The organism is Ferrimicrobium sp. (assembly GCF_027319265.1).
Lineage (GTDB): Bacteria > Actinomycetota > Acidimicrobiia > Acidimicrobiales > Acidimicrobiaceae > Ferrimicrobium.
This window is the reverse complement of sequence record NZ_DAHVNP010000024.1, coordinates 12,727-34,000: the sequence shown is the minus strand read 5'-3', so window position 1 is coordinate 34,000 and position 21,274 is coordinate 12,727. Positions and strand designations below refer to the sequence as shown.

General features: G+C 58.6%; 19 protein-coding genes. 14 read left to right on the top strand and 5 right to left on the bottom strand.

Annotation, left to right across the window (positions count from 1 at the left end; all coding sequences use genetic code 11):
* Nucleotides 1-51: 51 nt before the first annotated feature.
* From gatC to M7439_RS02510, 10 genes are all read left to right on the top strand, one after another.
* Nucleotides 52-348: an Asp-tRNA(Asn)/Glu-tRNA(Gln) amidotransferase subunit GatC gene (gatC, locus tag M7439_RS02555; protein ID WP_298349109.1), complete on the top strand. Its 297-nt coding sequence runs from the start codon at nucleotides 52-54 to the stop codon at nucleotides 346-348.
* Nucleotides 348-1,784, top strand: coding sequence for an Asp-tRNA(Asn)/Glu-tRNA(Gln) amidotransferase subunit GatA (gene gatA, locus M7439_RS02550; RefSeq protein WP_298349106.1), 1,437 nt, complete (start codon nucleotides 348-350; stop codon nucleotides 1,782-1,784). Before gatC ends, gatA begins: the two co-directional genes overlap by 1 nt.
* On the top strand, nucleotides 1,781-3,244 hold the full coding sequence (gene gatB / locus M7439_RS02545; protein WP_298349103.1) for an Asp-tRNA(Asn)/Glu-tRNA(Gln) amidotransferase subunit GatB: 1,464 nt from the start codon (nucleotides 1,781-1,783) through the stop codon (nucleotides 3,242-3,244). Before gatA ends, gatB begins: the two co-directional genes overlap by 4 nt.
* Nucleotides 3,245-3,367: 123 nt before the next feature.
* The gene (gene ilvD / locus M7439_RS02540; RefSeq protein WP_298349100.1) at nucleotides 3,368-5,053 is read left to right on the top strand and encodes a dihydroxy-acid dehydratase; all 1,686 of its coding nucleotides are present in this window, start codon (nucleotides 3,368-3,370) and stop codon (nucleotides 5,051-5,053) included.
* Nucleotides 5,054-5,254: 201 nt separating this feature from the next.
* Nucleotides 5,255-6,961: an acetolactate synthase large subunit gene (locus M7439_RS02535; RefSeq protein WP_298349097.1), complete on the top strand. Its 1,707-nt coding sequence runs from the start codon at nucleotides 5,255-5,257 to the stop codon at nucleotides 6,959-6,961.
* Nucleotides 6,958-7,533, top strand: coding sequence for an acetolactate synthase small subunit (ilvN, locus tag M7439_RS02530; protein ID WP_308464370.1), 576 nt, complete (start codon nucleotides 6,958-6,960; stop codon nucleotides 7,531-7,533). The genes M7439_RS02535 and ilvN overlap by 4 nt, the downstream gene beginning before the upstream one ends.
* Nucleotides 7,534-8,556 (top strand): ketol-acid reductoisomerase, encoded by a 1,023-nt coding sequence (ilvC, locus tag M7439_RS02525; protein WP_298349094.1) that lies wholly within the window; start codon nucleotides 7,534-7,536, stop codon nucleotides 8,554-8,556.
* Between the two features lies 1 nt (nucleotide 8,557).
* Nucleotides 8,558-9,808: a hypothetical protein gene (locus M7439_RS02520; protein ID WP_298349091.1), complete on the top strand. Its 1,251-nt coding sequence runs from the start codon at nucleotides 8,558-8,560 to the stop codon at nucleotides 9,806-9,808.
* Entirely contained in the window at nucleotides 9,798-10,409 is a 612-nt protein-coding gene (locus M7439_RS02515; protein WP_298349088.1) for a hypothetical protein, read from the top strand. Before M7439_RS02520 ends, M7439_RS02515 begins: the two co-directional genes overlap by 11 nt.
* 70 nt (nucleotides 10,410-10,479) lie before the next feature.
* A complete protein-coding gene (locus M7439_RS02510; protein WP_298349085.1) occupies nucleotides 10,480-11,775 on the top strand; it encodes an NAD(P)/FAD-dependent oxidoreductase in 1,296 nt (431 codons plus the stop codon).
* Here the strand turns inward: M7439_RS02510 and M7439_RS02505 are convergent.
* The 4 genes from M7439_RS02505 to M7439_RS02490 all read right to left on the bottom strand — a co-directional run bounded on the left by M7439_RS02505 (nucleotide 11,759) and on the right by M7439_RS02490 (nucleotide 15,747).
* Entirely contained in the window at nucleotides 11,759-12,220 is a 462-nt protein-coding gene (locus M7439_RS02505) for a hypothetical protein (protein ID WP_298349082.1), read from the bottom strand. The two genes, M7439_RS02510 and M7439_RS02505, sit on opposite strands and share 17 nt — an antisense overlap.
* On the bottom strand, nucleotides 12,217-13,740 hold the full coding sequence (cimA, locus tag M7439_RS02500; RefSeq protein WP_298349158.1) for a citramalate synthase: 1,524 nt from the start codon (nucleotides 13,738-13,740) through the stop codon (nucleotides 12,217-12,219). The genes M7439_RS02505 and cimA overlap by 4 nt, the downstream gene beginning before the upstream one ends.
* A 61-nt stretch (nucleotides 13,741-13,801) precedes the next feature.
* Nucleotides 13,802-14,728, bottom strand: a complete 927-nt coding sequence (locus M7439_RS02495; protein WP_298349079.1) for a branched-chain amino acid transaminase — start codon at nucleotides 14,726-14,728, stop codon at nucleotides 13,802-13,804.
* Complete coding sequence (locus M7439_RS02490) at nucleotides 14,728-15,747, bottom strand: 3-isopropylmalate dehydrogenase (protein WP_298349077.1); 1,020 nt, start codon at nucleotides 15,745-15,747, stop codon at nucleotides 14,728-14,730. The genes M7439_RS02495 and M7439_RS02490 overlap by 1 nt, the downstream gene beginning before the upstream one ends.
* A gap of 272 nt (nucleotides 15,748-16,019) precedes the next feature.
* Between M7439_RS02490 and greA the strand changes: the two genes are divergently transcribed.
* From greA to leuD, 3 genes are all read left to right on the top strand, one after another.
* The gene (gene greA, locus M7439_RS02485) at nucleotides 16,020-16,493 is read left to right on the top strand and encodes a transcription elongation factor GreA (RefSeq protein WP_298349156.1); all 474 of its coding nucleotides are present in this window, start codon (nucleotides 16,020-16,022) and stop codon (nucleotides 16,491-16,493) included.
* Nucleotides 16,494-16,637: 144 nt separating this feature from the next.
* Nucleotides 16,638-18,047 (top strand): 3-isopropylmalate dehydratase large subunit, encoded by a 1,410-nt coding sequence (gene leuC, locus M7439_RS02480; RefSeq protein WP_298349074.1) that lies wholly within the window; start codon nucleotides 16,638-16,640, stop codon nucleotides 18,045-18,047.
* Between the two features lie 32 nt (nucleotides 18,048-18,079).
* Nucleotides 18,080-18,679 carry a 3-isopropylmalate dehydratase small subunit gene (gene leuD / locus M7439_RS02475; protein ID WP_298349070.1) on the top strand — a complete coding sequence of 200 codons (600 nt, stop codon included), beginning with the start codon at nucleotides 18,080-18,082 and terminating at the stop codon, nucleotides 18,677-18,679.
* A gap of 92 nt (nucleotides 18,680-18,771) precedes the next feature.
* On the opposite strand, the gene serC is transcribed toward leuD, so the two are convergent.
* Entirely contained in the window at nucleotides 18,772-19,893 is a 1,122-nt protein-coding gene (gene serC, locus M7439_RS02470) for a phosphoserine transaminase (RefSeq protein WP_298349067.1), read from the bottom strand.
* 29 nt (nucleotides 19,894-19,922) lie between these two features.
* Here serC and M7439_RS02465 point away from each other — a divergent pair, with 29 nt between their 5' ends.
* The gene (locus tag M7439_RS02465) at nucleotides 19,923-21,128 is read left to right on the top strand and encodes a pyridoxal phosphate-dependent aminotransferase (protein WP_298349064.1); all 1,206 of its coding nucleotides are present in this window, start codon (nucleotides 19,923-19,925) and stop codon (nucleotides 21,126-21,128) included.
* The last annotated feature ends 146 nt before the right edge of the window (nucleotides 21,129-21,274 follow it).

The following is a 21,274-nucleotide window of genomic DNA, read 5'->3' as shown; positions in this document are numbered from 1 at the left end:
GGTGCCTTGTGATTGGCTGACTCGCCTAAGACGAGGTCTAGGCTCTGGAGGATGACAAAACGGATCGACCAAGCGGATGTCGCCCATATCGCGCAGCTGGCGCGGCTGTCGTTAAGCGATGAGGAACTTCGGGAGTATGAGGATACGCTCTCCCGGATTCTCGACGTTATTGAGGTGATGAACGCAGAGGACTTATCTGCGTACCCTCCGATGGATCATCCATTGGAGACGGTCAACCTCCTTCGAGACGATGTAGTCCAGCCAGGGATCGATCGGGAGGTCGTCCTTGGTATGGCTCCAAGTGCCGAAGAGGACTATTTTCGCGTGCCTCGCATCTTAGGAGCATAATGAACGACGAGATTCTCGATTGGGGGATCGCTGAACTCCAGCGTCGGCTGGACGGACGCGAGGTCACCACTGTTGAGGTGATTGACGCCTATGAGGAACAGATAGCGATCCAAGAACCGGAGATCGATGCCTTTCTCTCACTTGACCTTGATGCCGCGCGAAGCAGAGCCGCCGTTCAGGATGCTCGGAGGGCGCGAGGGGAGAAACTTGGCAGATTGGCGGGGGTGCCGGTCGTGCTGAAGGACAACCTATGTACGACGACATTTCCGACTACGGCTGCGTCGAAAATCCTCGAGGGTTGGATTCCTCCCTACAATGCAACGGTAGTCGACCGCATCACCGACCAGGATGGCATTGTCCTTGGCAAGACCAACCTCGACGAGTTTGCCATGGGCTCTTCCACGGAGAACTCTGCCTACAAGATCACCAAGAACCCCTATGACCTTGAACGGGTGCCTGGTGGATCGTCAGGTGGCTCTGCTGCCGCTGTTGCAAGCAGGATGGCGCTCGTTGGACTCGGGTCGGACACCGGCGGCTCAATCCGTCAACCTGCCGCATTGACTGGGATCGTTGGGTTCAAGCCGACCTATGGTCGAGTCTCCCGGTACGGTCTCCTCGCTTTTGCCTCCTCGCTCGATCAGATCGGTCCGCTTACCGCGTCAGTAGAGGATGCCGCGCTCGTTGCTGAGTGCCTCATGGGTCATGACCCAAGGGATGCGACCTCGCTCCAAGAGGTACCGCCAACACTCCTGTCCTCGCTGGCCGAAGGGGTACGAGGCGTGCGCATTGGTGTGGTAACGAACCTTGTAGAGATCGCAAGCCCGGGTGTCCAGACAGCGTTGGCACGAGCGGTCGATGCCTTGCAACAGGCGGGTGCGACGGTCACCGAGATCAGACTTGACGAGCTGGCCTTTGGTCTTGCGGCCTACTATGTTGTGGCTCCAGCTGAGGCCTCGTCCAATCTGGCCCGTTATGACGGTGTCCGTTATGGACTCCGTGAGCCCGGCGCCACTGTAGAGGAGATGATGATTGCGACTCGGACGAAGGGTTTTGGACCTGAGGTCAAGCGTCGAATCATGTTGGGAACCTATGCATTATCGGCCGGATACTATGACGCATTTTACGTCACCGCCCAGCGGGTACGTTCGCTGGTTCGCGCCGCATTTGATCGTGCGTATGCGAGTGTTGATCTACTCTTAAGCCCTACTTCGCCGACCACAGCCTTTCGGATCGGCGAGCGTGCGGCGGATCCGGTGGAGATGTATCGATCAGACATCTGCACGATACCTTCCAACCTATCGGGTGATCCCGCCCTCTCCATTCCTGCCGGGGTCGACTCCGATGGCCTACCGATCGGCGTGCAACTGCTTGGCCCTGCTCGTTCAGAGCAGCTGCTGTTTCGTGGAGCCTACGCCGTCGAGGAGGGATTACGTTGACCCAGCGAGCGACAACCGGCCCGGCTCAGGGTTGGGAGTATGTGATCGGCCTAGAGGTCCACACGGAGCTCAAGACCAAGAGCAAGTTATTTTGTGGATGTCCGAACGCCTTCGGTGAGGAACCCAACACGTCGATCTGTCCCGTCTGCCTCGGGTTGCCCGGGAGTCTTCCGGTCATGAATGCGCAGGCGGTTGACTTTGCCATTCGAGTTGGTTTAGCACTGAACGCGACGATCCAACGCAGTCAGTTTCATCGGAAGAACTACTTCTACCCCGACATGCCCAAGGACTACCAGATCTCGCAGTACGATGTGCCCATCAATGCCAATGGGCATCTCGAACTACCCTCGGGGCGCGTGATCGGTATCGAACGAGCCCACCTTGAAGAGGACACCGGGAAGTTGGTCCACCGGGGGGGACACGGACGCATTGAGTCCGCTGCGTACTCGCTCATCGACTACAACCGGTCAGGCGTTCCACTGCTTGAGATCGTCTCCGCTCCCGATATTCGTGATCCGGAGGAGGCCAAGGAGTACGTGACCGAACTGCGTGCCATCCTGGTGGCGGTTGGCGCAAGCGATGGTCGTATGGAGGAGGGGTCCCTGCGAGTCGACGCCAACGTCTCAGTACGTCCGATTGGCGAGGCTCAATTCAGGACACGAGCGGAGATCAAGAACCTGAACTCTCTTCGTTCGTTAGTTCGTGCGCTGGCGTTTGAGGGTCGTCGGCAGGTGCAGCTCTATGAGGACGGGGAGGCGATGATCCAACAGACGCGCTTCTGGGACGAGGAGCGTTCGTTGACTGGAGCCTTACGACTGAAGGAGGAGGCAAACGACTATCGCTACTTCCCCGAACCCGATCTACCGCCAGTAGCCCCCGATCTCACCTTGATTGAGGAGCGTCGAGGGCAGCTCCCAGAACTTCCGAGCAAGCGGCGTGGTGATGTTGCGGCGATCCTGCCTGAGTTGAGTGATGACCTTCGTGAGACCATCATTACCGACGAATGCTGGCCATATTTCCGGGCTGCTATCGATCATGGCATCACACCAGCGCGCGCGGCTGCGCGGTGTGCCAACGAGTTAACGGCATTGCTTGCTGATATCGGTGTCTTGACTCCTGAACGCTTTGTAGCGGTGCTCGCCATCGAGGATCGAGGGGAATTGGGCGCCTCGCAAGTGAAGATCCTTCTGCGTGAGGCCTGCACGGATCCTGCTCCGGCCGCGGAGTTGATGGCCAAGCTCGGCTTTGGAGCTCGTGATGAGGACGCGATCAGGGCGATTGTGGAGGGGATCATTGCCCAGTTTCCCGATGAATGGAGTCGTTATTTGGGCGGTGACGAAAAGGTCGCCGGCTTTTTGTTGGGGCAGGTCATGCGCCAACACGGACGCCAGGTTTCGGGTGCTGACGCCCGTCAGGCCTTAGTCGAGCTGGCAGATGAGGCGCGGCCCGGCGCTGGCTGATCTGCTCGTCGCGGCGGCGTCCGTTCCCGAGATTTCGAGAGCGTGGCTGGCGCGGCGTCGTCCAGGGTCGAGTGAGGCTACAGTGGCTTACAGTTGCACTACGACCAGAGGGGAAACCAAACGATGAGTGATACCAAGTCGATTCGCATTCGTAGCCAAGAGGTGACTGAGGGGCCGAGGAGAGCACCAGCAAGGGCGATGCTGCGGGCTGTTGGCCTCAATGATGAGGACTTCTCGAAGCCTCAGATCGGCATTGCATCCTCTTGGAACGAGGTGACTCCCTGTAATCTCGTGCTCTCTGATCTTGCACAGCGTGCGAAGGCCGGCGTGCGATCCGCCGGCGGTGTGCCGCTGGAGTTCGGCACCATTGCCGTTTCGGATGGGATCTCGATGGGTCACGAAGGCATGCATTCCTCCTTGGTCTCTCGTGAGGTGATAGCGGATTCGGTGGAGCTGATGATGCACGCTGAGCGCTTCGACGCGATGGTGACCTTGGCTGGTTGTGATAAGTCGCTCCCAGGAATGATGATGGCGGCGGCCCGCCTCGACCTCCCCTCTGTCTTTGTCTACGGTGGGAGTATTCTTCCTGGTCGCTTCCGTGGGGAGACGCTCGATATTGTGAGCGTCTTCGAGGCGGTTGGCGCCTATGCAGCCGGTAGCATCGACGAGCAACGACTTGGCGATGTTGAACGCAACGCGTGCCCCACCAAGGGTTCCTGCGCAGGGATGTACACCGCTAACACGATGGCGTCCGTGGCGGAGGCACTGGGAATGGCCCAGATTGGTTCTGCCTCGGCACCGGCGGTTGATCGTCGCCGAGAGGACATCGCGTTTGAGGCTGGTCGAGCGGTGATGAACCTGTTGGAGTTGGGGATCACACCTCGCCAAATCATGACCAAGGCAGCTTTCGAGAATGCGATTGCTGTCGTGATGGCGCTTGGCGGGTCGACGAACGCCGTCCTCCATCTGCTGGCTATTGCCTATGAAGCCAAGGTCGAACTCACCCTCGATGACTTCAATCGAGTCGGGACTCGCGTCCCTCACCTCGCTGACACAAAACCCCATGGCAAGTACCACATGACCGATCTGGATCGTATCGGCGGGATCCCGGTGGTTCTCGGCGAACTCCTTGAGGCTGGCCTTGTGCATGGTGATTGTTTGACCGTTACCGGACGAACACTCGCCGAGGAGTTGCGAGCCTATGATCCGCCGCGTCCAGATGGTGAGGTCGTCCACCGCCATGATCAGCCGATCCATAAAGTTGGAGGGATCGCTGTACTCCGTGGATCGCTTGCCCCCGCAGGTTCGGTTGTGAAGGTGGCTGGTCTTGATCAGGAGCATTTTGACGGAACTGCCCGGGTCTTTGATCGTGAAGAGGCTGCACTTGATGCCATTCTCGCCGGGGAGATCCGGTCTGGGGATGTGGTGGTCATTCGCTACGAGGGACCCAAAGGGGGGCCTGGGATGCGTGAGATGTTGGCGGTAACAGGGGCGATGAAGGGTGCTGGACGTGGTCACGATGCTGCTTTGATCACTGATGGCCGCTTCTCTGGTGGAACACACGGGTTCTGCATCGGCCATGTTGCGCCTGAAGCCACCGATGGTGGACCTATCGGTCTGATCCGTGATGGTGACCGAATCGTGATCGATGTTCCCACCCACTCGATCGAGTTGCTGGTGGATGAGACAGAGCTGGAGCTCCGACGGCAAGCTTTTGTTCCGGCACCCGCGCGCTATACCGAGGGAGCGCTTGGGAAGTATGCTCTTTTGGTCAAAGGGGCAGATATTGGAGCGGTAACTGGCGGATAGCCCTTCAGACTGGGTATGCTACCTTCTATGACTATTCGACGCGCGCTGGTAGTACTCCTTCGTTAGGGCACGGCTCTTCGCTGCGTCGTGCCCAAGACCTCCCTTCGCGGGAGGTCTTTTCGTATCTACGCTCGTGAGGATGCCCGCTCAGAGAACTATTGGCTTTGGCGTTGCTAGTACGTATGCATGGAGGAGACGATCATGAAGTTAACCGGAGCACAGGCGTTGATTAAATCCCTTGAGATGCAAGGGGTAGAGACGGTATTTGGCCTCCCTGGTGGGGCGATTCTCCCTGTCTATGATCCCCTTTTGGAGTCGCCGATCCGGCATATTCTGGTTCGTCATGAACAGGGTGCCGGCCATGCTGCGGAAGGGTTTGCACAGGCGACTGGGAAGCCAGGTGTGGCTATTGTGACAAGTGGTCCAGCGGCCACCAATATCGTCACCGCCGTCGCCGACGCCTACGTTGACTCGATACCGATTGTGGTGATCACTGGGCAGGTGGCGACAACTTCGATCGGTACCGATGCTTTTCAAGAGACTGATACCACAGGGATTACGATGTCGGTGACCAAGCACAACTGGTTGATTACCAAGGCTAGCGATATCCCGCGTGTGATTGCTGAGGCTTTCCATGTCGCGACGACAGGTCGACCTGGACCAGTCGTGGTCGACCTCCCCAAAGACGTGGCGAACGATACGATGGAGTGGTACTGGCCGCGCCGGCTCGATCTGCCCGGCTACCAGCCGACGGTCAAGGGGCACGCCAAGATGATTGAGCAGGCGGCTGCCATGATTGCGGGGGCCACACGGCCGATTATCTATGCAGGTGGCGGGTTGATCCGTGGCAAGGCTGCAGCGGAGCTGCGGGCGCTGGTCGATCGATCCGGTATCCCAGTGGTGACGACGTTGATGGCGAGGGGAGTGCTGCCTGACTCCGATCCGCTCTGCCTTGGTATGCCCGGCATGCATGGCAACTTCACTGCGGTGACGGCGCTGCAACAGGCTGATTTGGTGATCGCACTCGGAGCTCGTTTTGATGACCGTGTGACTGGAAAGGTGGATGCCTTTGCGGCTAAGGCGCGCATTATCCACGTCGATATCGATCCGGCTGAACTGGGTAAGGTGCGTCGTCCCGATGTTCCAATTGTCGGGGATGTAAAGTCGGTGATTCCAGAGATTACGCGGCACCTGCCCGCCAAAGGGGCGGATCTCTCAGCCTGGGTCGCCCAACTGCACGCCTGGCAGGAGCAGTATCCCTACTCCTATGAACCCTCGTTGCCCGGTGCGGCTATCAAACCTCAGTATGTCGTTGAACGAATCTCGGCGCTCGCACCGGCCGACACCGTCGTGGCTTCGGGTGTTGGACAGCACCAGATGTGGGCTTCACAGTACTTCCAGTTTGCGTCGCCGAACTCCTGGATCAACTCCGGAGGGCTCGGAACGATGGGTTTTGCTGTGCCGGCGGCGATCGGCGCAAAAGCCGGCCGTCCTCAGAGTACGGTCTGGGCCATCGATGGGGATGGATGTTTCCAGATGACGGCGCAGGAGTTAGTGACGGCGACGGCGGAACGCATCCCAATCAAGGTTGCTATCTTGAACAACGGTTATCTTGGCATGGTACGCCAGTGGCAGGAGATGTTCTACGAGGAGCGTTACTCCGAGGTGTTTCTCTCACCCGATCTGCCTGACTATGTCAAGTGGGCTGAGGCGATGGGTGCGGTTGGTTTCCGTGTCGATCAGGTCAGTGAAGTTGACCCGGTCATTGAGAAGGCGAACCAGATCGATGACCGACCGGTAGTGATCGACTTTCGGGTTGACACCTTCGAAAAGGTCTATCCGATGGTGCCGGCCGGCGCACCAAATGATGACATCGTGTTGCCCCCACACCAGCAGCGGAGTCGATGATGGCGGAGCGATCATCGAACCTCGTCCCAATTGGATCGATTCGTCCCCCAGTGGAGGGCCGCCATCATATCCTGAGTGTGTTGGTAGAGAACCGGGCGGGCGTGCTTGCTAGGGTGGCGTTGCTCTTCTCCCGACGCGGCTTTAACATCTACTCGCTAGCCGTGGCACCTACTGACGACGAGCGCTTTTCGCGTCTCACCATTGTGGTCGACGTCGAGACAGTGCCACTTGAGCAGATTACGAAGCAACTGCATAAGTTGATCAATGTCATCAAAATTACCGAGATTGACCCAGTGGATGCACTCGAATATGAGTGTATGCTCGCAACGATTAATGCGGAGGCGGGTGCCCGCGCGAAGGTGATGGAGCTGGTAGAGATTTTCCATGGTGAGATCATCGACGTCTCGATGGATCGATTGACCGTGGTCTTCGCGCTCTCTCCAGAGAAGCTTGACGACGTCGAGGCATTCCTAGCTGAGTTTGGTCTGATTGAGCTGCAACGAACCGGTAGGATTGCTCTTAGCAAGCTACCAAAACCGACACGTCGACCGAGAAAGGGAAGAGTATCGTAAATGGCTCACATGTACTACGACAAGGACGCAGACCCATCCATCATTAACGGCACCCGTGTCGCCATCATCGGCTACGGTTCGCAAGGGCATGCCCACGCACTGAACCTGTCCGACTCTGGCGTCAAGGTTCGCGTTGCGCTTCGCCCGGGGTCGGCCTCTGGTGATAAGGCGTGGGCGAGTGGGCTCGAGGTTCTGTCGGTGCCAGAAGCGGTCGCTTGGGCGGACCTTATCATGTTTCTTGCCCCAGACACGGTGCAAAAAGAGATCTATGACAACGAGGTGGCTCCACACCTTCGCCCAGGTCAAACGCTGGGCTTTGCCCATGGCTTTAACATCCGCTTCGGGGAGATCGTTCCACCTGAGGACGTAACGGTGATGATGGTAGCCCCAAAGGGCCCTGGACACCTTGTGCGCCGCACCTACGAAGAGGGCGGCGGCGTTCCGTCGCTGATCGCTGTCGCAAATGACCCACAGGGGACCGGTCATGCGCTCGCCCTCTCCTATGCATGGGGTATCGGCTCCACTAAGGCCGGGGTACTTGACACGACCTTTGCCGAAGAGACGGAGACGGATCTCTTTGGCGAGCAGGTGGTGCTCTGTGGTGGCCTGAGCGAGCTCATCGTCGCTGGTTTCACCACCTTGGTCGAGGCTGGTTATCAGCCGGAGTCCGCCTATTTCGAGTGCCTGCATGAGATGAAGCTCATTGTCGACCTGCTCTACGAAAATGGATTAGCGGGTATGTGGTTCTCGGTCTCAGAGACTGCGGAGTACGGAGGACTCACTCGTGGGCCACGGGTGGTCAATGAGGCGACACGGGCAGAGATGCGACGGATTCTTGGCGAGATTCAGGATGGGACCTTCGCACGGGAACTCATCGACGAGATGGCGGCTGGACGTCCTCACTTCAATCAACTCCGCCAACAGGCAAGAGACCAACCGGTTGAGCAAGTTGGGGCCACGCTACGTGCGATGATGCCCTTCCTGTCGACGAAGTCGAAGATCACCGAGGTGTCTGGCGGCTGACGTGACTCCTCTTGCCCTGCGTGTCTGGCGTAAACCAGTACTGTGGGGGGTTGTCAGTCTGATCGTTCTCGTGGCCGCTCTTGATCGTGATCTCGACAAGGTCGTGCATTCGCTGCCTGGAGCTGCGCTCGGAGGCGGTCTGCTCGCAGCCTTCTTCGTCGCGAGTGCTGTCAGCCTTGGGCAGCGCTGGAGTCGTGTGGTGGCGGCAGTGGTCGTGGTGGTCACGATCGCTTACGCAGCGGTTGCCTGGTACGCACTGCGCCACCAGGGCCTCATCCACCAAGGCGTGGCACCTTGGTTGCTGCTGGCGGGTGCGCTCGCCCTCTGGCTGGTTGGCCTGAACCGTTGGACGGTGGCGGGTATCTGGATCGATCTGGGTCTAGGGCTTGGGGTGCTACTCTGGATCGTCGGAGTGGCAAGTGGCGCTGCGCTGGTCATTCAACGCGGCGTGTCCCACCTGCTCATTGGCGACGGTGCCCTGGAGCGATCGGTGTTCGCGCTACTCATCGGGATCGTTGTCGTGGTCGGGTCCCGGTGGGCGCCGCAGGTGCAACGGGCACATGTTCCCGACGGAGGTTTTGCTGACCAGTCGTTGAGTCTATCGTCGTTGTTGCGTTATCCTGGGTTGACCCTGGGCGCGATCAGCGTTGTTCGACTAGAGACAAGGACTTGGTTACGGGTACTGCTCGTGACACTGGCACTCGTGCCGTTGGGTATCGGTCTTGCCGAAGGGCTGCTGGTGCTCGGACCGCTTGTGGCGGCCATCGGTTGTTGGCTTGGTTGGGAGTTGAGTCCAATCGCTGCGACACTCGTGTCGCCGGAGGGACTCCTCGGGGTTCTGCCGCGGACGCGCGGATCCTATGGGCGGCGTGGGTCGGTGGTGCCAGCGTTGTTGTCGAGTGCACTCGTTGTGCTAGCGATCGGTATTGCCTGGCGGGTGAGCTTTCTCATTGGTTTTGGGACCGCTATGGTCGTCGCACTTGGTTGTGGCGTGGGCTTCCTCGGCGCGGGAGTCGCGCTTCGGGTGATGGCCACAGATGTCCATCTCGCTCAGGAGCGATGGGTGAGTGGGGTCCTCGCCGTCGCGCTCGCTGGGTGTGCCCTTGCCCCCTTGGTGCAACTGAACAACGCCTTTGGGGCCCACGGGCTCTTCCTCGAGTACGTGATCACGGGAACGAGTTTTTCGGTCATCATGGGAATCGTTGGTATTTCGCTGGTCAGTTGGTGGCAGGGAGAGGTTCGTGACACCTAAGACGGTGCTTGAAGTGCAGGGTTCGGTAGCCTATGGCGATGGCACGCTACGCTTAGGGACATGGAAGCTCGTTGAGGGTGAGACGATGCTCTTGACTGGTGCTCCACCGGAGCCGGTTGTTCGGGCTTTTCTTGGCTTGGATCCCCACGCTGAGATCAGTGTCCTTGGTGCTCGAGTTGGCAGTCGGGAGGCGCGCTCCGTGCTCGGTATTGCCTTTGCGGGCTTTGTGCCTATGCCCTCGCTCAAGGTGCTCGAGCATCTCGCGCTAGCGGTGCGGATAGGGCCCCCTCGGCTCGGAAAGGTGCCGTCGTTTCGAGCGGTTCTTGAGGAGGTTGGTCTGCTCCCTTTGGCGAATGAACCCGCCGGTCGCCTCGACGCTAACGGTCGATTTCAACTCTCGCTGGCGATCATGCTCGTTCGATTATTGCCGGTTTGGGTTGTCGTGACTCCGCCAGGGTTTGTGCCCTCCCCATCGGTGGTGGAGCGCCTGAAGCAGGCTCGTGTGGTTGGTGTAGGGATCGTCATGCATTCAGACGCTGAGTCACTGCAGCTCCTTGCGCATCAGACACGTCGATTGGGGACCAAGACCGCACAAGATTAAGGGATCGTTACGGACAACCATGGCGGGCGTCGTGTCTACTAGGCTCGATCGAAAGTATGAGGAGGTAAGGATGATTGCGACACGAATGCGTCAGCGCAAGACAGCAGCGGCCGATGCCCCTGGAGCCCCGAGTCGTCCAAAGGTGGTCGTCGTTGGTGCTGGTTTTGCTGGTCTGGCGGCGGTGGAGGAACTCTCGAAGCTGTCTGCCGACGTCACCCTGGTCGATCGTCATAACTTCGCTACTTTTCAACCATTGCTCTACCAGGTGGCGACGGCTGGACTCAACCCTGGCGATGTTGCCTTTCCTATTCGGACGGTGATCCGGAGCATGGCCCGGACCAAGTTCCAACAGGGTGAGTTGGCGTCGGTGGATGCTGAGCGCAAGTTCATCGTGCTTGAGGACGGACGTACCATCGACTACGACTACCTCATCCTCGCGCTGGGTGCTACCGCAAACTACTTCGGCATTGAGGGTGCTCGTGAGTATTCGCATGCCATCTATACGCTCGACGAGGCGCTTGACGTGAGAAACCATCTCTTTCATCAGTTTGAGCAAGCCGTTGCTCATGGGGTCCGTGATGGTGCGCTCACTTTCGTGGTTGTCGGTGGCGGTGCGACGGGGGTCGAGCTTGCGGGTGCCATCGCTGAACTCGCCCACAAGGCCCTCTATACCGACTACACCAGTCTGAATCCCGATGATGTGAAGGTGATCCTCATCGAGCAACAGTCCCGCCTCTTGGAGGCTTTCAATGAGGGGCTCTCGGAGTACGCGCGACGGGAGTTGCGCACCCGTGGTGTCACCGTTCTGCTTCAGGAGGCGGTACAGGCGGTGGAGCCGGGGGTCATCCTGTTGCATAGTGGCCGTGAAATCCAGAATGGTCTCGTTCTCTGGGCGGCCGGCGTGGCAGTGCCGTCGGTGATCGGGCGGCTGGGCCTACCCACCGGTCGAAGTGGACGTCTCATGGTCGGAGGCGACTTGCGTGTACTGGGCTCGGAGTCGATCTTTGCTATCGGGGACGTTGCGCTCGCCTCTGATCCAACCGGCAACCCCTTGCCCCAGCTTGCCCAGCCAGCTATTCAAGGAGGGCGCCATGCCGCTCGCCAAATCGGTGTCTTGGTCAAGGGGGAGGCGACCTATCCCTTCCGCTATCGCGACAAGGGGACGATGGCGACTATTGGCCGGCGCGCCGCCGTTGCGGAGGTGGGTCGTGGCATACGCTTGAGCGGAACCACCGCCTGGTTGGCTTGGCTTGGTCTGCACGTGGTCACCCTGTTGGGCTCGCGGAACAAGGCTTCAGTGATGATCAACTGGACTTGGCACTACCTCTCGTGGGGCAAGGGTCCACGAGTTATTCTTGGAGGTTGAGCTCCATCTCGGTAAAAGCAACCATGCGCCGTAACGCTTGGTAGTTGTGGGCGATCCCCTTGAAGCGGTCTTGGCGGATACGGATCTGCTCTGAGGTGGCACCCCCGAGGTAACCGAAGTGTTCGAGGACTACTTTGAGATCGGCCAGAACAGGGGCGCGTCCCAGTCGTCCTGCGATCGCCATAGCGATCGCGACTACGCCGGCCTGGATATCGGAGCGCTGTTCCCCGGGTAGGGTTTGGAGCTGGTCCGTTAGGTGTCCGTAGAGCGTGAGTGCGTAGCCTTGATCCGGTCCCGGGCGCCCGTTCAGCTGCCCCTGGGCAAGCTTGCGGCCGGTCAGCTCTGCGGGTCGATCAAGCGCCAACTCGACTGGGTTGACGGGTTCGGCCCAGAACAACGGTGCACGTTCACCCTTACTAATCTCGACCATGTCTGGCTGACTCATGGTGCGCTCCCTTCAGTTGTGCTAGTTTTCACGAGTGCGAGTACGAAGCCTTCAGTCAGTGCTGAAAACGACGCCTCGATGATGTTGGTGGAGACTCCCGTGGTCGTCCACTGTGTCTCAGTGTCGGAGAAGTCGATGAGGACCCGGACAACGGCATCGGTGCCGCTTGAGGTGTCAAGCACGCGCACCTTGTAGTCATCAAGCCCCATGGTGGCGAGGGAGGGGTAGGTCGTCTGCAACGCCTGTCGCAGCGCCTGATCGAGTGCGTGGACAGGTCCATTCCCCTCAGCGGTAGCGATGATGCGTTGGCCGCGTACCTGCACCTTCACGGTCGCTTCGGTGAGCAGCTCAGGTCCGTGATAGCCGTCGGTCGTCACCCGATAGGACTCCACATGAAAATAGGGCTGGGTCCAGCCGAGAGCATGGCGCATCAGCAGTTCCAGTGAGCCATCTGCGACTTCAAAGTGATATCCCTGATGTTCGAGATCCTTCAGGCGCTGGAGCAGCGAGGTAGTCGCGTCGTCGGTGAGTTCGAGCCCGAGTTCCCCAGCTTTGATCAGGAGGGTTTGACGACCCGCCATCTCTGACACGACAAAGCGACTATGGTTGCCGACGAGTTCGGGATTGATGTGTTCATAGGCGTCACTGCGCCTTGCGATGGCGCTGACATGGAGGCCGGCTTTGTGGGTGAAGGCAGACGCGCCCACATAGGGAGATTGTGGAGCGAGTGGAAGATTGGTGATCTCTGCAATGTGACGGGCGGTGGAGGTGAGGAGTTCAAGATTGTGGGGTGGGATGGTGACGATCTCCTGTTTGAGCGAGAGTGCCGCGATGATGGGGACAAGGTTGGCATTACCCGTCCTCTCTCCGTAGCCGTTGACACACCCTTGCACCTGGCTGGCTCCGAGATCAACGGCTATGAGGGAGTTCGCTATGGCGCAGCCGGAGTCGTTGTGAAAATGGACTCCGATGGGAAGCCCCACACGTTCGTTGACACTGCTCATGATCGCGGGAACCTCTGATGGCAGGGTTCCGCCATTGGTGTCGCAGAGTACTAGTGTTGTTGCTCCGGCCTCCTCGGCAGCATCAAGGACCGAGAGCGCAAAGGTCGGATTGTCCTTGAATCCGTCAAAGAAGTGCTCAGCGTCGAGCAGCACGTGGCAACCATGGTTGGTCAAAAAGGAGACCGAATCTCGCACCATGGCAAGTGCCTCTTCGAGGGAGGTGCGAAGTGCGTGCACTACATGGTAATCCCAGGCCTTGGCGACGATGCAGACGTGAGTGACGCCACTATCTACGAGAGCCTGGAGATTAGGGTCACTGTTGACATCCCCATTTGCGCGGCGGGTTGAGCCAAAGGCTACCAGCTGGGCAGTGTGGAGGTTCAGCTCATCGGATGCTCGGGTAAAGAACGCCGCATCCTTCGGATTGGCCCCCGGCCAACCCCCCTCGATGAACTGTACCCCAAGAATGTCGAGCTGGCGGGCAACACGCAGCTTGTCCTCAACGGTGAGGGCGATGCCCTCCTGTTGGGACCCATCTCGTAGGGTCGTATCGTAGATAGCAACGTGACGCAGAACGTTAACCCTTCACGTACTCAAGCCAGTGATCGTAGGCAGGTTCGTTACCAGTGACGATCTGGAAGTAACGACGCTGGAGTTCCTTGGAGATCTTGCCAGGCTCGCCTGTTCCGATCAAGCGATCGTCGACCGAACTCACCGGCACTACCTCGGCGGCGGTGCCAGTAATGAACATCTCATCAGCAAGATAGAGGTCGGTTCGAAGGAGCTGGGCTTCGCGTGTCTCGATACCCATATCCTTGGCGACCTGGGTGATGGTCTTGCGGGTGATGCCTGAAAGCGCTCCCGAGGCGTCAGATGGGGTGAAGAGCGTGCCGTCCTTAACGATGAAGATGTTTTCGCCCGTGCACTCACTAACATTTCCCTGACCAGAGAGCATGATGGCCTCATCGTAGCCTGCTTTGATGGCCTCTGCTTTGGCGAGCGCCGAGTTGATGTATCCACCGGTCGTCTTGGCAGCTGGTGGAATAATGTTGGGGTCATGACGCTTAAAGGAGGAGATCTTCGCTCGAATGCCTTTGGTGAGGCCCTCATCGCCAAGGTAAGCACCCCACGGCCAGGTAGCGATCGCGACATCAGTCGTACCGGTCAGTGGGTTGAGGCCCATCTCGCCGTAGCCGAGATAGGCGATGGGACGGATGTAGCACGATGCGAATTCGTTGTCTCCGACAAGTCGCTTGGTGGCTTCCACGAGCTCGGCGGGTGCGTAAGGGATCTCCATCATCAGAATCTTGGCCGACTCATAGAAGCGGTTGATATGGTCGGTGAGTCGAAAGATCGCCGAGCCTCGTGGAGTCTCATAGGCGCGGATACCTTCGAAGACTCCATAACCATAGTGGAGTGCATGTGTGAGAACATGAACCTTGGCATCCTCAAAAGGAACCTGTTCGCCATTCATCCAGACGTATTTCATTGCTTGTATTGGCATTAGTGCGCTACCCTTTCTCCGTAGAAATCACCTATTTCGGCGGTCGTTGCACCCGAAGGGGGCAAAACCGTCAGTGCGTGTTCGATTTTTGTGGCGATTGCTGTCTCTCCAAGGAAGGCGAGCATCATCGCTGCCGACCTGATGGCCGCGTAGGGGTTTGCCTGACCCGTCCCGACGCGGTCGTGTGCTGCACCGTGCACCGGTTCAAAGAGCGAGGGGCCTGTGCGTGCGGGGTTGATATTCGCCGAGGCCGCATAACCAATACCTTGGGAGACCGCGGCGGCTAAGTCGGTCAGTATGTCGCCAAAGAGGTTGTCGGTGACCACCACGTCGTAACGTTCTGGCGCCTCGACAAGATAGATGCAAGCAGCATCAACGTGGTTATAGCTGGTCGTTACGGCCGGATATTCCGCCGCGACCTCAAGAAAGGTTCGATACCACAAATCCCCGGAGTACGTGAGGACGTTCGTCTTATGTACGAGCGTGAGCAACTTGCGCTCTCTTGTTTGGGCGAGATCGAAGGCAAAGCGAATCGCTCGCTCGACTCCGTTGCGGGTGTTTACTGAGCCCTGGGTGGCCACTTCGTAGGCGGTTCCCTTGCGCAGGAGCCCGCCTTCGCCAGTGTAGGCACCCTCCGTATTCTCACGAATAACCACCATATCAACGGGTTTGTGGGTGATGGTAACGCTCGGATCGAGGGTAAGGAAGGGGCGTTGGTTGATGTAGAGATCGAGAGCGAAGCGGAGACGCAACAGCAGACCTCGCTCGAGTATGCCCGAGGGGACTGTGGTTGAACCGATGGCAGGGCCGATAGCTCCGAGCAGGATGGCATCAAAGCTCATGAGCTCCGCTAGCGTCTCGTCACCCAGCACCTCACCGGTGTGCTCGTAGTGAGCCGCGCCGAGTTCAAATTCCTGGGTCTCCAAGACTGCACCGGCCGACCGGGCGACCTTCAAGGCTTCTCGGGTCACCTCTGGTCCAATGCCGTCTCCGCCGACCACGGCAATACGATACTTCACCTATTCCACCCTTGTCACTATGGCTTAATACAACTTTGTCTTAATACAACTTTGGCTCAATAAATCTGTGTACTCGACTATTGTAGGCCGTCTTCGCAAAAATCCGAAACTGGTGGGTGATTGCGCTTGGTGATATGTCGAGTACCGCGTTGCTAGGGGCGTTCTCGCATCTGTTGCTTGCTAGTTCGGGGTTGGAACTCGTCGGAGGTACCGAAGGAAGGACCATTTTGATGGGCAAGTGCTATGGTGGGTGAGGCGCTAGAGTGTCTGTCATGACGGATACTACGATCTCCCAAGCTACCTATGACGCACTGGTCGCTGAGCTCCATGAACTCACCACCACAGGCAGAATCGAGATCGCCAAGGCTATCGAGTCTGCCCGTGCACTCGGCGATCTCAGCGAAAACGGTGATTACCACGCGGCCAAGGATGCTCAGGGCAAGATGGAGGCACGAGTACGCCAGCTTCAGTCGTTGCTTGAAAATGCCGTCGTCGTCACCGACGAGGGGGCGGACGTCGACAGTGTGCGTCCAGGGTTGGTGGTGGCCCTGCGCTATGAGGATGACGATGAGGTGAGTGAGTACTTCCTCGGTTCGATTGAGGAACGACTCGCCGGAGTAGAGGTCGTATCGCCGACATCACCTCTTGGTCAGGCACTGATAGGTGCAGCCGCTGGTGATTTAGTGGAGTACCAGGCGCCAGGTGGACGGCTCAAGGTCGAGGTAGTAGCGATTCGCCGGGCGTAGTTCGACCGCGCTGGTCAACGCAAGCGTTAAACGGGTGCGCGCCTACCTGCCATAGGGTTGCGTGTGTGCGCTGTTGGTGGGTGGCCTGCATTGTCGTGGGTGATGGAGGTGGTTCGGGTGAACCATGGAAAGGGGGAGTGACCAGTGGTCAACGGAAAGACGCTCGCCGAGAAGGTGTGGGAGTCTCACCTGGTCGATCGAGGAGGACCGGGAGAGGCAGACCTGATCTATATCGACTTACATCTTGTCCATGAGGTGACCTCTCCGCAGGCCTTCGATGGGTTGCGGCTGGCGAATCGCCGAGTTCGTCGTCCAGACCTCACCGTTGCAACGGCCGATCATAATGTTCCCACCGAGCATATCGACCGCCCAATTGCCGACCCTATCAGCGCAAAACAGCTGGAAGTATTGGCGCGCAACTGTGATGAGTATGGGATCAGGTACTATCCCATGGGCTCACAGGGCCAGGGAATCGTACATGTGATTGGTCCGGAGCAGGGACTCACCCAGCCGGGTTTGACGATCGTCTGCGGCGACTCGCATACCGCAACCCATGGAGCGTTTGGCGCTCTTGCTTTTGGAATTGGTACCTCCGAGGTAGAGCATGTTTTGGCCACGCAGACGCTGGCCCAGGTCCGACCGAAGACGATGGCGGTGACAGTTGATGGCGCACTCCCAGAGGGGACCTTCGCCAAAGACCTCATTCTGGCCATCATCGGGCAGATCGGGACGGGTGGAGGCATTGGCCATGTGATTGAATATCGCGGTGAGGCCATTACCAATCTGTCGATGGAGGCTCGTATGACGGTCTGCAATATGAGCATCGAAGCTGGCGCTCGTGCGGGCATGATTGCGCCCGATGCCACGACCTTTGCTTATCTTACGGGTCGCGAATTTGCTCCTCAAGGTGAACTCTTTGGACAGGCGACAAAGGCTTGGACTGAGCTTGCAAGTGATCGAGATGCGGCATTTGACACAGAGGTCCGGATCCAAGCTTCTACGCTGAGGCCGCAGGTCAGTTGGGGAACGAATCCCTCGCAGGTCGTCGATATCGATGGCGCGATCCCCGATCCGGATCAGTTTGCACTCGCGCCGCAACGCGAGGCTGCTCATCGTGCCTTACGCTATATGGATCTCCGTCCAGGGACAGCGGTCCGCGCTATCGGAGTCGATGTTGTGTTCATCGGATCATGCACGAATTCGCGCATTGAAGACCTCCGGATTGCCGCTGCGGTCCTGGAGGGTCGACATGTTAACCCTTCCGTGCGCACCTTGGTGGTGCCTGGTTCACGTCGTGTGATGCAGCAAGCCGAAGCCGAGGGCCTGGATCGGATTTTTCGTGCTGCCGGAGCGGAGTGGAGGGAGCCTGGCTGCTCCATGTGTTTGGGCATGAACCCGGATCAGCTCAAACCTGGTCAGCGGGCGGCTTCAACCTCGAATCGCAACTTTGAGGGACGACAGGGTCGGGGAGGGCGCACCCACCTGGTCTCGCCAGCGATCGCAGCTGCAACGGCACTGCGCGGCACCTTTAGTTCGCCAAGCGATCTGGACTAGTTACAACAACGATCGAGAAAGAGGGAGAGGGAATGGAACCTATAACCGAACTACGCGGCCATGCGGTACCGTTGGCGATATCAGATGTCGACACCGATCAGATCATTCCGAGTGAGTGGCTCAAGCGCGTCGAACGTACTGGTTTTGGTGAAGGATTGTTCTCCGAATGGCGCCAGGACCCTGAATTCGTTCTGAACAAGCAACAGTTTGTGGGATCGACGATCCTGATCGCACGGGAGAACTTCGGGGTTGGCTCCTCGCGCGAGCATGCGGTATGGGCGTTGATGGACTATGGTTTCCGGGTAGTGATATCGCCACGGTTTGGCGATATTTTTCGTAACAACTCGTTGAAAGTTGGGCTGTTGCCAGTGGAGTTGAGCCAGCAAGAGGTGCAAACGCTGCTTGAGCTCGTTGTCAAGGAGCCCGCGACGGAGATCCTGGTGGACCTAGAGAGCCAGCGCGTGAGTGTACCAGGTGCCTCGTTAGAGTTCGGATTCGCGATCGACCCGACTGCGAAGGCGCGGTTACTTGCCGGTCTCGACGAGATCGGGATCAGCTTGACCAAAGAGGCGAAAATACTTGACTACGAAAAGCGCCGTCCGTCGTGGATGCCAAGTCTTTCGGTCAGCTGAGCGATGTATCGGTATTTTGGGGGCAAGCATTAGCCGTTCTGGGAGGTAGCCCGAGTGAGGGTTGGGTCGTCCCGGGGTAACAGTCGGCGGCGCTAGCGTCGGCCCACAATGAAGTCGATGCACTGGGTAAGGGCTTCGACGTCATCGGGGTTGATTGAGGGAAAGAGCGCGATGCGTAGTTGGTTGCGGCCAAGCTTACGGTACGGCTCGGTGTCGACGATACCATTGGCGCGGAGAGTGGCTGCGACCGCCGTTGCGTCCACTGTATCGTCGAAGTCGATCGTTCCAATCACCGGCGACCGGAGTGTGGGGTCACTGACAAAAGGCTGCGCATACGCCGCATTGTCGGCCCACTGATACAGGATGGCGGCTGAATCTGCCGAACGTTTAGCGGCATACGAGAGCCCGCCGTGCGATAGCAACCATTCAAGCTGTGCGTTGATGAGGTAGAGGGTAGCGATTGCTGGCGTGTTGTAGGTTTGGTTCTCCCGGGAGTTATCGATGGCGACGGAGAGGTCGAGCATGGTGGGGATGTAACGGCCAAGAGCGACAGTCTCGACGGCGCGCGATATCGCTTGGGGCGAGAGCAGTGCGATCCAGAGCCCGCCCTCAGAGGCGAAGGCTTTCTGAGGAGAGAAGTAGTAGGCATCAAAGACGGAAGGGTCTACTGGGACCGCTCCAGCTGCGGAGGTAGCATCGACGAGGACTAAGGCATCCGACGACTGTGGTCGCTGGAGCGGGGCGAGAACGCCGGTCGAGGTTTCGTTGTGCGTGAGGGCGTAGGTGTCGATCCCCTCGACCTCCTCAAGCGTGGGGCACGATCCATACTCTGCCTTCACCTCCTTGACCGAGTCAATGAAGGGCGCCTGTCGCGCTGCGGCGGCGAATTTTGATGAGAACTCCCCGAAGACGAGATGTTCACTTGAGGACCTGATCAGGGAATGGACGGCCATGTCCCAGAAGAGGGTGGCTCCACCGTTCCCGAGGACGACCTCGTAACCGTCGGGGAGCTTGAACAGTTCGGACATCCTTTCTCGGATGACCCGGACCAGATCCTTGACCGCTGGTCGGCGATGAGAGGTGCCAAGAAGGGTGTCCTGGGTCGCTGCTAGACCATCGAGGAAGAAGGTGGGGATCTTCGATGGGCCGGAGCCAAATCGGCCGTCGGAGGGCAGTATCTCCGCGGGTAGGGTGATGGATGAATTCGCACTCATAGTCGCTCCAATTCGAAAGGTGAACCCAAATGTCTCCTCGCCGTATCGCAACACGAATCGAACAGCTCAACGAATCTGCGACGCTCGCGATCGATGCGACGGCAAAGTCGATGCTAGCCCGTGGAGTCGACCTCGTGAGCTTTGCGGCGGGAGAACCTGACTTTGCAACACCATCTTTTATTGTTGAGGCTGCTGTTGAGGCTGCGCGTGATCCACGCAATCACCACTACACACCCGCTGCTGGGCTTGCCGAACTACGTGAGGTCATCGCCAAGCGCACCGAGCAATTGAGCGGACTCTTTGTGGATCCGAACCAAGTCGTCGTCACCAATGGAGGAAAGCATGCGGTCTATTCGGCGATGATGACGCTGCTGGACGACGGTGACGAGGTGCTCATCCCAGCTCCCTATTGGGTGACCTATCCGGAGGTAGTGCGTCTTGCTGGTGGAGTCCCCGTTGCGGTCCCGACCGACCTCTCCACTGCCTTCAAGGTTACCCCTGAGTTACTCGAACGCTACTGCACACCGCGCACCAAGATGTTGATTCACGTCTCCCCGTCGAATCCTACCGGTGCGGTCTACTCCGACGAAGAGAGCGCTGCCCTAGCGGAATTTGCCGATCGTCGTGGTCTCTATGTCGTCAGCGATGAGATCTATCAGCAGCTGACCTATGGGATGGAGAGTGCTCCGGCCATTGGGAGTTTTGCGAGCCAAGAGCTGACGCAACGTTTGATCCTAGTCAATGGGGTCGCGAAGACTTTTGCCATGACCGGCTGGCGCGTCGGGTGGGTGATTGCACCGGGTGATATTGCGAAGGGAGTGGTCAAGCTCCAGTCGCAGCTGTGTTCGAACGTCTCCAACGTCTCGCAGCGGGCGGCGGTTGCGGCGCTCGCTGCTGATGCGGACGCGACAAGCTACATGCGCGAGGCGTTTGCTCGTCGACGAGAGAGCATCGTCAGCCTTCTCGCCGCTATCGACGGAATTGATGTGATGTGGCCACAGGGTGCCTTCTATGTCTTCCCTTCGGTGCAGGGTGTGCTTGAACGGCAGTTCGAGGGATCGCCGATTGGATCGAGCTATCGCTTGGCAGAGTTGCTGCTGCAACACGCCAAAGTTGCAGTCATTCCTGGTGAGGCGTTCGACGCCCCTGGTTATCTACGTCTTTCCTACGCATTGTCTGATGAAGGTATTGTCGACGGGATTGGTCGGATTGCTGACTTCGTCACTAGACTTTAAGCGAACGTAAGCCTTTTTGCTGCTGACCAGCTATGTGGGCTGGGCAGCTAGGGGTAGCGGTTGGTCGCTGGTAGCAGTGGCGCGGGCAAGGGTGCCTATGGTTGCAGGTATCAAAACACGATATCGTAATATGATGTCGTAATACA